The 11,848-nt window shown below is 69.0% G+C and carries 16 protein-coding genes; 7 read left to right on the top strand and 9 right to left on the bottom strand.

All coding sequences use genetic code 11. The features are described from left to right. The first annotated feature begins 85 nt into the window (after positions 1-85). Together AB8M46_RS02085 and katG are read left to right on the top strand one after the other, a co-directional pair. Positions 86-508, top strand: a complete 423-nt coding sequence (locus tag AB8M46_RS02085) for a Fur family transcriptional regulator (protein ID WP_037341998.1) — start codon at positions 86-88, stop codon at positions 506-508. 27 nt (positions 509-535) lie between these two features. Further along, positions 536-2,770, top strand: a complete 2,235-nt coding sequence (gene katG, locus AB8M46_RS02080) for a catalase/peroxidase HPI (protein WP_394359394.1) — start codon at positions 536-538, stop codon at positions 2,768-2,770. A 78-nt stretch (positions 2,771-2,848) separates the two neighbouring features. On the opposite strand, the gene AB8M46_RS02075 is transcribed toward katG, so the two are convergent. Together AB8M46_RS02075 and AB8M46_RS02070 are read right to left on the bottom strand one after the other, a co-directional pair. Beyond that, a complete protein-coding gene (locus AB8M46_RS02075) occupies positions 2,849-3,631 on the bottom strand; it encodes an ANTAR domain-containing protein (RefSeq protein ID WP_394359393.1) in 783 nt (260 codons plus the stop codon). A 76-nt stretch (positions 3,632-3,707) separates the two neighbouring features. Continuing rightward, the gene (locus AB8M46_RS02070) at positions 3,708-4,091 is read right to left on the bottom strand and encodes a VOC family protein (protein ID WP_037342001.1); all 384 of its coding nucleotides are present in this window, start codon (positions 4,089-4,091) and stop codon (positions 3,708-3,710) included. Between the two features lie 81 nt (positions 4,092-4,172). On the opposite strand from AB8M46_RS02070, the gene AB8M46_RS02065 reads away from it, so the two are divergent. Further along, entirely contained in the window at positions 4,173-4,724 is a 552-nt protein-coding gene (locus AB8M46_RS02065; protein ID WP_394359392.1) for a hemerythrin domain-containing protein, read from the top strand. Between the two features lie 44 nt (positions 4,725-4,768). After that, on the top strand, positions 4,769-5,113 hold the full coding sequence (locus AB8M46_RS02060; protein WP_378423757.1) for an STAS domain-containing protein: 345 nt from the start codon (positions 4,769-4,771) through the stop codon (positions 5,111-5,113). Here the strand turns inward: AB8M46_RS02060 and AB8M46_RS02055 are convergent. Together AB8M46_RS02055 and AB8M46_RS02050 are read right to left on the bottom strand one after the other, a co-directional pair. After that, the gene (locus tag AB8M46_RS02055; protein WP_394359391.1) at positions 5,110-6,552 is read right to left on the bottom strand and encodes an aminotransferase class I/II-fold pyridoxal phosphate-dependent enzyme; all 1,443 of its coding nucleotides are present in this window, start codon (positions 6,550-6,552) and stop codon (positions 5,110-5,112) included. The genes AB8M46_RS02060 and AB8M46_RS02055 overlap by 4 nt on opposite strands. 11 nt (positions 6,553-6,563) lie before the next feature. Then, positions 6,564-6,896: a hypothetical protein gene (locus AB8M46_RS02050; RefSeq protein WP_037342007.1), complete on the bottom strand. Its 333-nt coding sequence runs from the start codon at positions 6,894-6,896 to the stop codon at positions 6,564-6,566. Between the two features lie 237 nt (positions 6,897-7,133). Between AB8M46_RS02050 and AB8M46_RS02045 the strand changes: the two genes are divergently transcribed. Beyond that, positions 7,134-7,922 carry a SigB/SigF/SigG family RNA polymerase sigma factor gene (locus tag AB8M46_RS02045; protein WP_394360831.1) on the top strand — a complete coding sequence of 263 codons (789 nt, stop codon included), beginning with the start codon at positions 7,134-7,136 and terminating at the stop codon, positions 7,920-7,922. Here the strand turns inward: AB8M46_RS02045 and AB8M46_RS02040 are convergent. The 3 genes from AB8M46_RS02040 to AB8M46_RS02030 form a co-directional block, all read right to left on the bottom strand. Next, positions 7,912-8,643, bottom strand: a complete 732-nt coding sequence (locus AB8M46_RS02040; RefSeq protein WP_394359390.1) for a decarboxylase — start codon at positions 8,641-8,643, stop codon at positions 7,912-7,914. The two genes, AB8M46_RS02045 and AB8M46_RS02040, sit on opposite strands and share 11 nt — an antisense overlap. A 53-nt stretch (positions 8,644-8,696) precedes the next feature. Next, positions 8,697-9,071: a DUF6292 family protein gene (locus AB8M46_RS02035; RefSeq protein ID WP_037342012.1), complete on the bottom strand. Its 375-nt coding sequence runs from the start codon at positions 9,069-9,071 to the stop codon at positions 8,697-8,699. A 79-nt stretch (positions 9,072-9,150) separates the two neighbouring features. Further along, positions 9,151-9,591 carry an Hsp20/alpha crystallin family protein gene (locus AB8M46_RS02030; protein WP_037342015.1) on the bottom strand — a complete coding sequence of 147 codons (441 nt, stop codon included), beginning with the start codon at positions 9,589-9,591 and terminating at the stop codon, positions 9,151-9,153. 106 nt (positions 9,592-9,697) lie between these two features. Here AB8M46_RS02030 and AB8M46_RS02025 point away from each other — a divergent pair, with 106 nt between their 5' ends. Beyond that, positions 9,698-10,312, top strand: a complete 615-nt coding sequence (locus AB8M46_RS02025; protein ID WP_037342017.1) for a hypothetical protein — start codon at positions 9,698-9,700, stop codon at positions 10,310-10,312. A 67-nt stretch (positions 10,313-10,379) separates the two neighbouring features. After that, on the top strand, positions 10,380-10,568 hold the full coding sequence (locus AB8M46_RS02020) for a hypothetical protein (protein ID WP_037342583.1): 189 nt from the start codon (positions 10,380-10,382) through the stop codon (positions 10,566-10,568). Positions 10,569-10,856: 288 nt separating this feature from the next. On the opposite strand, the gene AB8M46_RS02015 is transcribed toward AB8M46_RS02020, so the two are convergent. Together AB8M46_RS02015 and AB8M46_RS02010 are read right to left on the bottom strand one after the other, a co-directional pair. Beyond that, complete coding sequence (locus AB8M46_RS02015; RefSeq protein ID WP_007031507.1) at positions 10,857-10,982, bottom strand: hypothetical protein; 126 nt, start codon at positions 10,980-10,982, stop codon at positions 10,857-10,859. A gap of 82 nt (positions 10,983-11,064) precedes the next feature. Continuing rightward, complete coding sequence (locus AB8M46_RS02010; protein WP_394359389.1) at positions 11,065-11,805, bottom strand: nucleotidyltransferase domain-containing protein; 741 nt, start codon at positions 11,803-11,805, stop codon at positions 11,065-11,067. Between the last annotated feature and the right edge of the window lie 43 nt (positions 11,806-11,848).

The following is an 11,848-nucleotide window of genomic DNA, read 5'->3' as shown; positions in this document are numbered from 1 at the left end:
CGGTGTCAGGGCGTTCGAAACCGGCCTTCACTCCCCGGGGTTCTTGATTTGACCCGTTCCAAAGACGCTCTTATCGTCCTTGGTGATGTCCGACTTCGAGGCACAGCTGCGAGCGGTTTCGTTGCGCGTGACGCGGCCTCGGCTGGCCGTGCTCGCGGCGCTGCGCGATCATCCGCATGTCGACACCGAAACGGTGATCACGCTGGTGCGGGCCGATCTGCCGACGGTCTCGCACCAGGCGGTGTACGACGTCCTGCGAGCGCTCACCGAAACCGGTCTGATCCGGCGGATCCAGCCCGCCGGCGCGCTCGCCCGTTACGAGACCCGGGTGGGGGACAACCATCACCATGTCGTGTGCCGTTCCTGCGGGGCGATCGCGGATGTCGATTGCGCCGTCGGCCATGCCCCCTGTCTCACCGCTTCGGGCGATCACGGATTCGTGATCGACGAGGCGGAGGTCGTCTACTGGGGCCTGTGCCCCGGCTGCGCGGCCGAACCTGTCCAGTGATGAATTCGCCTGCTCGGAAGGAAAGAAATGAGTGACAACCCGGAGAAGGGCTGCCCGGTGGCCCACGACTCCGTGACCGCGCACGGTAGCGAGAGCGAGAACCCGGCGATCGACTCGCCGACGCCCAAATCGGGCGGCCGCCCGCGCACCAACAAGGACTGGTGGCCCAACCAGCTCGACCTCTCGGTGCTGCACGCCCACTCGTCGAAGTCGAACCCGCTCGGCGCGGACTTCAGCTACGCCAAGGAATTCGCCAAACTCGACGTCGAGGCCCTCAAACGCGACATCACCGAGGTGCTCACCACTTCGCAGGACTGGTGGCCCGCCGACTTCGGCCACTACGGCGGCCTGATGATCCGGATGAGCTGGCACGCCGCGGGTACCTACCGCATCCACGACGGCCGAGGCGGCGCCGGTGACGGCGCGCAGCGGTTCGCCCCGCTCAACAGCTGGCCCGACAACGCCAACCTGGACAAGGCACGGCGGCTGCTGTGGCCGGTCAAGGAGAAGTACGGCCAGCAGATCTCGTGGGCCGACCTGCTCGTGCTCGCCGGGAACGTCGCGCTGGAGTCGATGGGGTTCAAGACGTTCGGCTTCGGTTTCGGCCGCGTGGACACCTGGGAGCCCGAGGAGATCTTCTGGGGTCCGGAAGACACCTGGCTGGGTGACGAGCGTTACGCGAGCGACACCGAGATGGTCCCCGACGTCGGCGCGACCGAGATGGGCCTCATCTACGTCAACCCCGAGGGTCCCCGCGGCAACGCGGACCCGGCCGCCGCGGCGCATTTCATCCGGGAGACCTTCGCCCGGATGGCGATGAACGACGAGGAGACCGTCGCGCTCATCGCCGGAGGCCACACCTTCGGCAAGACCCACGGCGCCGGTATCGCCGACGACCACGTCGGCCCGGAGCCCGAAGCCGCCCCGCTCGAGACGCAGGGCCTCGGCTGGCTGAGCACCCACGGCAGCGGCAAGGGCGCGGACACGATCACCAGTGGCCTCGAGGTGACGTGGACCGACAAGCCGACGCAGTGGAGCAACCGGTTCTTCGAGATCCTCTTCGGCTACGAATGGGAGCTCACCACCAGCCCCGGCGGCGCCAAGCAGTACGTCGCCAAGGACGCCGAGGCGATCATCCCGGACGCCCACGACCCGGCCAAGAAGCACAAGCCGACCATGCTCACCACGGATCTGGCGCTGCGCGTCGACCCGGAGTACGAGAAGATCTCGCGCCGCTTCCTGGAGAACCCGGACGACTTCGCGCTCGCGTTCGCCAAGGCCTGGTACAAACTGCTGCACCGCGACATGGGCCCGGTCAGCCGTTTCCTGGGGCCGTGGGTGCCCGAACCGCAGCTGTGGCAGGACCCGGTGCCGGACGTCGACCACGAACTCGTGGGGGACGCCGACATCGCCGCGCTCAAGACGAAGGTGCTCGAGTCCGGGCTCACGGTCGAGCAGCTGGTCCGCACGGCGTGGGCGTCCGCTGCGAGCTTCCGGTCCACCGACAAACGTGGCGGCGCCAACGGGGCCAGGATCCGCCTGGCGCCCCAGCGTGACTGGGAGGTCAACCGGCCGGAGGAGCTCGCGAGCGTGCTGGAGACCCTGGAGGGCATCCAGCGCGAATTCAACGACGCCGGTGGCGCCAAGATCTCGCTGGCCGACCTGATCGTGCTGGCGGGCACGGCCGCCGTCGAGAAGGCGGCGCGCGACGCGGGCGCCGACGTGACCGTGGCGTTCCACCCCGGCCGCACCGACGCCACCCAGGAGGACACCGACGTCGAGTCGTTCGCGCTGCTCGAACCGCGTGCCGACGGGTTCCGCAACCACCTGCGTCCCGAGGAGAAACTGCAGCCGGAGGTCCTGCTGGTCGAGCGCGCCTACATGCTCGACCTGACCGCGCCCGAGATGACCGTCCTCGTCGGCGGCCTGCGTGCGCTCGGGATCACCGCCGGCGACACCCGGCACGGCGTCTTCACCGACCGGCCCGGCGTGCTCACCAACGACTTCTTCACCAACCTCCTCTCGCCGGGCACCCGGTGGCAGGTGTCGGAGTCCGAGGAGAACGTGTACGAGATCCGCGACGCCGCCACGGACGCGGTGAAGTGGACGGCGACCGCGGTCGACCTCGTGTTTGGCTCCAACTCGCAGCTGAGGGCGCTTTCCGAGGTCTATGCGGGTCAGGCCGGGCGGGAGCGGTTCGTCGCGGACTTCGCCAAGGCGTGGACCAAGGTCATGGAACTGGACCGGTTCGACCTCGACTGACGCCGGTACAGCTGGACGTGACTCGCGTGAAGGCCTCCTTCCCTCGGCTCAGCCGAGGGAAGGAGGCCTTCACGCGCATCAAGGGGTGTCGAGTTCCGAATGCCGGCTGGCCAGGGTCTGGGCGACTTCGGCGAGTTTGACGTTGAGGTCCTGGGAGGTCCGGCGCAGCAGATCGAAGGCCTCGTCGGCGGTCAGGCCGCGACGTTGCATGAGGATCCCTTTCGCCTGCCCGATGACGTCGCGCGATTCGACGGCCCGCCGGAGATGGCTCGACTCCAGCTCCGCCCGGCTCACGGCGTTGGTGCTCGCCAGCGCGAGCGAGCCGTGCGTGGCCAGCAGGAGCGCGGAGTCCTGGGCTTGCGAGTCGAGGGCGCCGGGGCGGCGGCTGTAGATGTTCAGCGCGCCGGGCACCTTGGGCGGGGTCGCGTCGGGCATCAGCACGGTGGACAGGATCGCGGTGTAGCCGTGCCGCACGGCCGCCGCGGAGAAATCCGGCCACCGCTTCTCCGCCTTCAGATCCTCACTGCGGATGTAGCCGGGGCTTCCGCTGTCGGCCGCATCGACGCAGGGTCCCGTTCCGGCGCGATACTGCACCTCATCGAGCTCCAGCGCCACCTCGCCGGTGGAAACCGGGGTGTGGAAGGTCCCGTCCGGGGCACGCAGGGTGATCGACACCAGATCCGCGCCCGGGACCACCCGGTACGCGGCGGCGACGACCTGTTCGAGGACCTGGGCCGGTGTCGAGGCGGCCAGGAGCAGGCGCGTGAGTTCGACGAACTGGCCTGCCAGCGGGCCCGCCGAGGTGTACTCGCCGGAGCCGAATTCGTCCTTGTCGCGTTGCCACAGTCTTTCGTCCGCCATCAGCTGACCATCCCAGTCGGGTTCGATGTCCTTCGCCGGTTACCCGGTGGGGCCGCGGGCCAACCAGTGGATCGTCCTAAGTGGACGGTTCCACGCGCTTGCGAAGCAGGCAGAACACGTTTCCTTCGGGGTCGGCGAGCACGTGCCACGACTCCTCCCCGGTCTGTCCGACGTCGGCGGGCCGGGCCCCGGCGGCGAGCAGCCGCTCCAGCTCCGCGTCCTGGTCGCGGTCGGTGGGGTTCACGTCGATGTGCAGAGGGAGTTTGCCCGGTTTCGGATCGTCGCTGCGGCTCAGGATCAACGTCGGCTGCGGGCCGCCGAAACCGACGCCGGGCGGACCGATCTCGATGTCTTCGCCGTCCTTGCCGATCTCGACGTATCCGAGCACTTCGCACCAGAACGCCGCCATCCGGACCGGATCGGCGCAGTCGAGGATGAGTTCGGTGATACGGCAGGCCATACGGCCGAGGATAGCCCGGTTGAATCCGCGCGGAACGGGTATCCGGGTGCGTCGAGTTGACCCAGAACCGAGGAGGCGGCCGTGGCGGGCGACGTCGTGGACTTGATCATGCAGGACCACCGCGAGGTGGAGCGGCTGTTCGGCGAACTCGAGCGGCATCCCGAGAAACGGCCACTGCTCGTCCCGGTGCTCTCGTCGCTGCTCACCGCGCACAGCCGCGCCGAGGAGGCCGAGGTGTACCCGGCCGCCAAGGGCGAGGCGGACGAGGCCGAAGACGTCGCGCACGGCCAGAAGGAACACGCCGAAGCGGAGCAGTTGCTCGCGAAGCTGAACGAAACCGAGCCCGAATCGAAGCAGTTCGAGAAGGTGCTCTCCGACCTCGTCGAGGCCGTCACGCATCACGTGAAGGAAGAGGAATCCACCGTCCTGCCGAAGATGCGGCGCGAGCTGAACGAAGCCCGGCGACGCGAGCTGGGGGAGGCTTTCGTGAGCAGCCGGACCGCGCATCTCGGCGACCGTCCCGGTGAGGCCACCAAACGGGAGTTGCTGACCCAGGCGCGCAACGCGGGTGTGACGGGTGCTTCGAAGATGGACAAGGACCAGATCGCGCGCGAGGTGGCCAAGTCTTCCTGATCGCGACGGTTGCGGACCGGACCGTCCCCTTCTACCGTCGATGAATGGCGATCGACTCCGAAGCAGGGCAGGCCGCTCCTCTCGTCGTGGTCGAGGCGGCCCGCTCCGAAGACGCGATCACCGTCGAGGTGGCGGGTGACATCGACATTTCGACCAGCCCCCGGCTCCGGGCCGAGCTGTTCGAGTTGGTGGCGCACGGCCCCGGCACCGTGGTGGTCGACATGACCGGTGTCGGTTTCTGCGATTCGTCGGGGCTTTCCGTGCTGGTGCAACTGAACCGGCAGTGCCAGGAGTCCGGGGTGGACCTGCGTTTCGCGCCGTCCAAGGTCGTGCGCCGGGCCATCGAGCTCACCGGGCTCTCGCCGACGCTGAAGATGGCGGGCGACTAGCCGACGACGCGGACGGTGCCCAGCTCGGGATCCGCGGCGTCGTAGATGAACATGCCCGCCCGCACGCCGGTGTGGAGATAGTCGATGATCGCCTCGGTGAACACCTCGCCGGGAGCGATCGCCGGAACCCCTGGGGGATAAGGGCTGATCATCTCCGCGCTGACGCGTCCCTCGGCCTTGTCCAGTGGTACGTGTTCGGCCTCGGCGAAGAACGCGTCGCGCGGCAGCATCCGCATTTCCAGCGTCAAGTCCGCCCCGGAGGGCAGGTCGACCGGCGGGCGCCGCTCGAAGTCGTGGTCCGTCAGCCCGCGCAAACCGTGCAGCAGGGCGGAAACGGTGTCCTCGTCGTCGGCGTGGGTGATCTGCGTCGCGATCCGCCGGTGATCGGACAACCCCACGTGCAGGTGGCGTTCGGCGAGATGGTCCGCCGCCTGATAGCCGGTGATACCGAGCTCGGCGACGTCGATCACGATCTTGAGGGGATCGTGTTCGAAGGCGAGCGGGTGGAACTCCTCCGCCAGCGCGTGGAGACCGGAGATGCCTTCGATCTCTTCGCGTGCCCGCGTCGCCAGCGTCAGCGCCTTGCCCAACAGTTGTTCGCCGTGCTCGACCATCTGCCTGCGCCAGCCGTCGAGGGAGGCGAACAGCAGGGCGGAAGTGCTGGTGGTGCCCAGCAGGTCCTCCCTGGCTTTGAGCAGATCGGGTGACACGCGGTCACCCCGCAGGTGGAACACCGAGGCCTGCTCCAGCCCGCCGCCCATCTTGTGCGTGCTGGTGACGCACAGATCGGCTTCCCCGTCCATCGCCCAGGTCGGCAGGTCGTCGTGGAACGGGTAGTGCGCGCCCCACGCCTCGTCGACGATCAGCGGCTTGTCCGCGTCGTGCAGGGCACGGGCGACGCCCCGGATGTCGGCGCAGGTGCCGTAGTCGGTCGGCGTGATCAGCAGCATGCCTTTGACGTCGGGGGCCTCCGCCAGCGCCGCCTTGGTCTCTTCCGGGCCGGGCGGATGCGCCAGATGGTGCTCCTCGTCGTACCGGGGGCGCACCCAGACCGGATGCACCCCGCTGATCACCAGGCCGGCGACGACGGATTTGTGTGCGTTGCGCGACACCAGGAGCCGTTCGCCCGGGCCGGCGACGGCGAGCATGGCGCTTTTGACCGAAAGCGAACTCCCGCAGGTGGAGAAGAAGGTGTGCTCCGCGTCCACCGCGTCGGCCATCAGCTCCTGCGCCTGGCTGAGGATGCCGCGTGACATCCTGCGGTCGTCCAAACCGTTGAGGGTCAGCAGGTCCGACGCGAACGCGTCGCGGCCGAGCAGGTCCAGCACACGGGGATCGGCGCCCCGGCCCTGTTTGTGACCGGGCGGGGTGAAGGCCAGCCCGCCCGCGCGGCGGTAGGCCTCGATGGCTTCCAGTACCGGTGCGCGCGAGTGGTCCATCCTGCCTCCGATCAGCGGCCGAGGGCGTTCTGCAGTTCCTTCTTGGTCATACTGGAACGGCCTTTGATGTTGCGCTTCTTGGCCTCGTTGTAGAGCTGGTCCTTGGTCGGCCCGCCGGGACCCTTCCGGTTGCCGGACCGTTGCCCGCCGCGCTTCTGCGGGGAGGTGTCCTTGGTCGAGCTCTTGCTCGCCGTTTTCGATTCACCTGATTGCGCGCGGTTCTTGTTGACCGTTCGCGCCGCGATCTCCTCCGCGCGGCCGGTGCTCGCGCCGCGTTTCTTCTGCGACGACTTGATGTGCTCGTACTGACGTTCGCGTTTGTCGCTCCAGCTCTGTTCAGGCACGGCTCCTCCTTCGTCGTGACCTGCGGATACCCCTTTCGCGCGCCGGTGAATCGGAAGATCACCCGTCCAGGTCAGCGCGGCCCGGCCCGGCGGCGGATGTTTGCCCTGCCCACATCCCGGGTATCAGCTCGACAACGCACGTACGGACGTATGTCAGTCCACAAGGGACGGAGGTTAACTTCGATGAGCGCCCCGCTCCTCATGGAAGACGTCGACCGGACCGTCTCACAGGAGCCCATGCCGCCCGCTCCTCGGGACCGCCGAACGCGGCGGAAGGACGACTACTCGCATTGCCGCCCCTGGTTCGACGAATTGGCCGCGCTGCCCGACGGCCACCCGGACCGGCGGCGCCTGCGGGAGCGGCTGATCCTCGAACTGCTGCCGATCGCCGAGCACATCGCCGTCCGGTTCAGCGGACGCGGCCAGCCGCGGGAAGACCTGATCCAGGTGGCGCGGATCGGCCTGATGAAGGCCGTCGACCGGTTCGACCCCGCACAGGGCGGGGAGTTCCTGGCGTACGCGGTGCCCACGGTGATGGGCGAGGTACGGCGGTTCTTCCGCGACACCGGCTGGGCGGTGCACGTCCCGCGCGGGATGCAGGAACTGCGCACCCGGCTCACGCGGGCGACCACGGAACTGACCCAGACCCTCGGCCGCGCGCCGACCCCGTCCGAGCTCGCGGGGCATCTCGACGTGGACGTCGACACCGTCCGTGACGGCCTGCTCGCCGCGAACAGCTACCAGACCTCTTCTCTCGATCGGTCGGTCAACGACGGCGAGGGCTCCCTTCCCCTGTCCGACGTGATGGGGGAACTGGATTCCCGGTTCGAGCACATCGAGGACCGGCACACCGTGGTCCCGCTGCTCCAGCGGCTGCCGGAGCGGGAGCGGGCGATCGTCACGATGCGGTTCTTCGACGGGATGACCCAATCCCAGATCGCCGAACGTATCGGGATCTCGCAGATGCACGTTTCCCGCCTGCTCGCGAAGATCCTGCAGGATCTGCGCGGCAGTCTCAGCGGCTGAACAACGTTCCGAGACCCCGCCGGACCGGCGGGGTGCCCAGTGCGTGCAGTGCGTCCCAAAGGGTGACCGCGGTGGCCGTCAGCACGGGTTTGCCGAGGGCGGTTTCGAGGTCTTCGAGCAGGGGTGTCGTGTGCAACGCGGTTTCGGGGATCAGGACGGCTTCGGCGGCTTCATGGTCGGCTGCGGTCGCCAGGTCGGTGATCCGACGGCGATCCCAGGTGGCGAGGGCGCGGTCCGAAGGCGCGTCGGCGGACACCGAATGAACGGTCTCGATTCCGGCCTCGGCAAGGAAATCGACGAAAGACGCCGTCGTGTAGCGGTGATAGACCGACGCGATCGCCACCTGCTTGGTCCCGAGGTGGGCCAGCGCGGTGAGGTAGGCCAAGGAAGTGCTGCGCGCGGGCACGCTGAGTCGCTCGCTCAGCACGCTCGCCTGTTTACGCGCGCCGGCGAGGCCGCGCGTGAAACTGCAGCTGGAGCAGGCCCAGCTGACGACGTCCGGCGCCGTCCCGAACCGCGCGGCGGCCGCGAGCCTCTCCGGCGCACCGAGTTCGCGGACGGCTTCGTGCTTTTCGGCCGGATCGAGGTCGTCGACCCGGCCGATGTCCTCGCCCCACGGGACGTAGGCGAAGTCCACGGTGAGGTCCGGATCCAGTTTTCGGGCGCACGCGAGAAAATCGTCCTCGCCGCAGTCCCGCGTCGGGTACAGCAGGCCGATCACGGCTCACTCCTTCCGGGTCGACGCCCTTCGGAGGTACCCGACGCGAGCCGCCCTCACGCGGCGGGCACGGCGCGGAAATCCGGCGGGGTGAGCTGACCGACGCGATGGTCGTCCTCGCGGACGGCCTTGACGAAGCGCGCGACCTCGGCGGGCCGCGGCGTGGCGGACTTCCCGCCCAGGTAGCGGAGGACGATGAGGTCCTCGCCGGAATGGGTCTCGATCGCCACGGCCCAGCCGTGGACCTCGTCCCACAGCAGGGCGACATCGCGCTCCGGATGGGTGGCGAGCCGCTCGTCGAGCGCGACATACGCCGAGACCGGGTCGTCGATGTCCACGGTGCAGGACTCGAGGCCGATGCCGAGCACGTCGGTGACCTCGCCGAGATAGCCCCACACGGCGTCCCGGGTGTGCGGGTGGCGGACAGGCATGGTGAGCAACGAGGATTTTCCTTTCTTCCCCGGTCTCGTCCGGTGCGGGACCCGGCGGTCCCGCACCGGAGGCGGACACTCAGGCCTGGATCTCCTTGCGGTCGGACGTGGCGCCGGAGATTTCGATGCGCCGCGGCTTGGCCTTCTCGGCGATGGGGATGCGCAGGGTCAGCACGCCTGCTTCGTAACCGGCCGCGATGTGGTCGGTGTCGAGGGCGTCGCCGAGGAACAGCTGGCGCGAGAAGACGCCGAGCGGGCGCTCGGAAACCTGCATCTGCACGTCCTTGCCGGGCGTGGGCCGGCGCTCCGCCTTGACCGTCAGGACGTTGCGTTCGACGTCCAGTTCGATGGCGTCCGCGGCCACGCCGGGCAGGTCGAAGCAGACGACGAACTCGTCGCCGTCGCGGTAGGCGTCCATCGGCATGGTGGCCGGCTTGGACCAGGTCCCCGGGGTCGCGGCGCCGAACATCTGCTGGGTCAGCCGGTCGAACTCGCGGAACGGGTCGGTGCGCATCAACATCGGGTTCCACCTCCTGGGTTCGTTGTCTCTGGTGTCAACACGCACCACTGTTCTAACATGTCATCGAAACGATGACAACCACTGAGTCGTCGATGGGATGACAAAGATGAACGAAGACCCCGCCCGGACCGTGCGTGCGGTGCGCGATGTCGTGGTAGAGGCCCGCTCCGGCGTCTCGGACCCGGAGCGGCTGTTGGCGGCTTTGACGGCGCTGAGGGACGTACGCGAACAACTGGCCGCGTGGGAACCGGAGTTGATCGCGGCGGCACGCGCGGGCGGGACCAGCTGGACCGCGCTCGCCCCGGCCTTGGGGGTCGCGAGCCGTCAGGCCGCGGAACGGCGGTTCCTGCGGTTGCGGCCGTCCGTCAGTGGCGAGAGGACGGGCGAGGCGCGGGTCGACGCGGAACGGGACCGGCGCGCCGGCGACCGCGCGGTCGCGGAGTGGGCTCGCCGCAATTCGGCGATCCTGCGGCAACTCGCCGGACAGGCCGGCGCGCTGCCCGGGCTGGACGCCGAGGCGAGGGAAAGCGCGGACAGGCTGAGCGCCGTGCTCGGCGAGGACGACGTCACCGGCCTCCTCGCGCCGATGGCCGACCTGCGCGCCCGCTTGCCGCGCGAGCACAACGGATTCGCCGAACGGCTCGGGGAGATCGGCATGCACACCGAGCAGGTCCGGCGGGAGGCCGTCGACGACCGGCGGGATCGCCAATCTTCACGGTGACGTGGGTGTGAAACCGGTGCGGAGCGGGTATCCGCGGCCGTCCCTCGAGCGAGCCGGAGGTCTTCCGATGCTGGTCCGATCCGATTCCCCGCCGACGGCCGATGTCATCGGTCTGGCGCTGGAAGTGCTTGCCGCGCAAGGACTGCGTGGGGAGGCCGCCCGTGCGGCGCTCGACGCGATGGCGCGGGAACGGGGGCTGCCGGTCAAGCGGTGCGCGGCGCTCATCGTGGCGGCCGTCGACGGCCGGACGGGGTAGCCCGCCGACGCGTCCGAGGTGCGTGGGCTGAAGGCTCCCTTCGCCGCGTGTGATGCGACAAAAGGAGCCTTCGCCCCCGCCGTCCGGGTGGTCGTGAGTGGCGTTTCTGGTTAGGGCGAGTGCCTTAAGTGGCTACTGGATTTGGCCGTAGCTGATCGCGGGTCGGGTCCGTGAAGGAGGCCTTCACGCCTTTCCCAAGTACATGAAGGCCCCCTTCCTTGCGCCAGGCGCAAGGAAGGGGGCCTTCATGTACTTCAGGGACCAAGCCGGGCGGTCACGGCCAGTCCGCTACTGGCAGGCTTCGCAGTCCGGGTCGTCGATGCGGCAGGCGGCGCCGTCGGTGAGCGGGAAGTCGAAATCATCGAGTGCCGGGACGGCCAGAGCGGTCTCTTCCGGCGTGGCGGTGGCGGACATGTTTCTCCCTCGGTACGGAACTGGTCTCATCTCTCTGTAGCGCTGAAGATCGCCGGTCATTCCGTGACCCGCGCCACAACGCTCAGGCCGTCCGGAACAACGCCTCCGCGTCGTCCACCGCCTTCGCGAGGACATCCGCGCGCAACCCGGCGAGGATCGTGTCCATCTCACGCAGGCCCGCGCGCCGCAGCAGCCGTTTCTCGTTGGTGACCCACTCGCCGCGAGCCGCGAGGACGGCGTGCGCCGTCTCCATGGCGGCGGTGGCCAGCGCGCCTGCGACCTCCGTGGCCTGCCCGCGCGGGACGAAGGCGCCGCGGGTGTAGCGCAGCGTCAGTTCGGCGCGGCCCCGCCACATCTTCGGAGCCGTCTCCCGCAACGCTTCCGGGTAGTCCGGTCGCGGCAGGTCGCCGCGCAGCACGCGGTTGACCGCGAGTTCCGCGACGGGCAGGTAGCTCGGGACACCCGCGAGGTGGAACATCAGCGGCTCCCAGTGGAACCGGCCTTGCCGTGCTTCGGCGAGATGGTGCTCGACGGCATCCAGGTCGCGGTAGTGGACGTCGACCTGCCTGCCGTCGATCGTGAGCCAGGCGCCGCCGTTGAACACGCCGCCACCCCAAGCGCCGATTTCGGAGACTTCGCCGTCCCAGCCGACGGCGCGCAGATCGGCCGGGTCGAAGCCGCCGCGGTAGTAGACGGCGAAATCCCAGTCGCTGCCGGGGCCGTGGGTGTCCTGGGCGCGGGATCCGCCGAGCGTGACGGCTTGCACGGCGGGTAGCGCGGCGAGGCTGTCGGCCACGTGGGCAAGGAATGTGTCGTCGTTCATCGCGTGAAGATCGTAGGGCCGTGCCCCGCGGGGAAGCGACGGG

Origin of the sequence: Amycolatopsis sp. SB7-3 (assembly GCF_041021335.1) — a bacterium.
In the GTDB taxonomy this organism is placed as follows: Bacteria; Actinomycetota; Actinomycetes; order Mycobacteriales; family Pseudonocardiaceae; genus Amycolatopsis; species Amycolatopsis japonica.
This window is presented reverse-complemented; position numbering and strand designations above follow the sequence as displayed.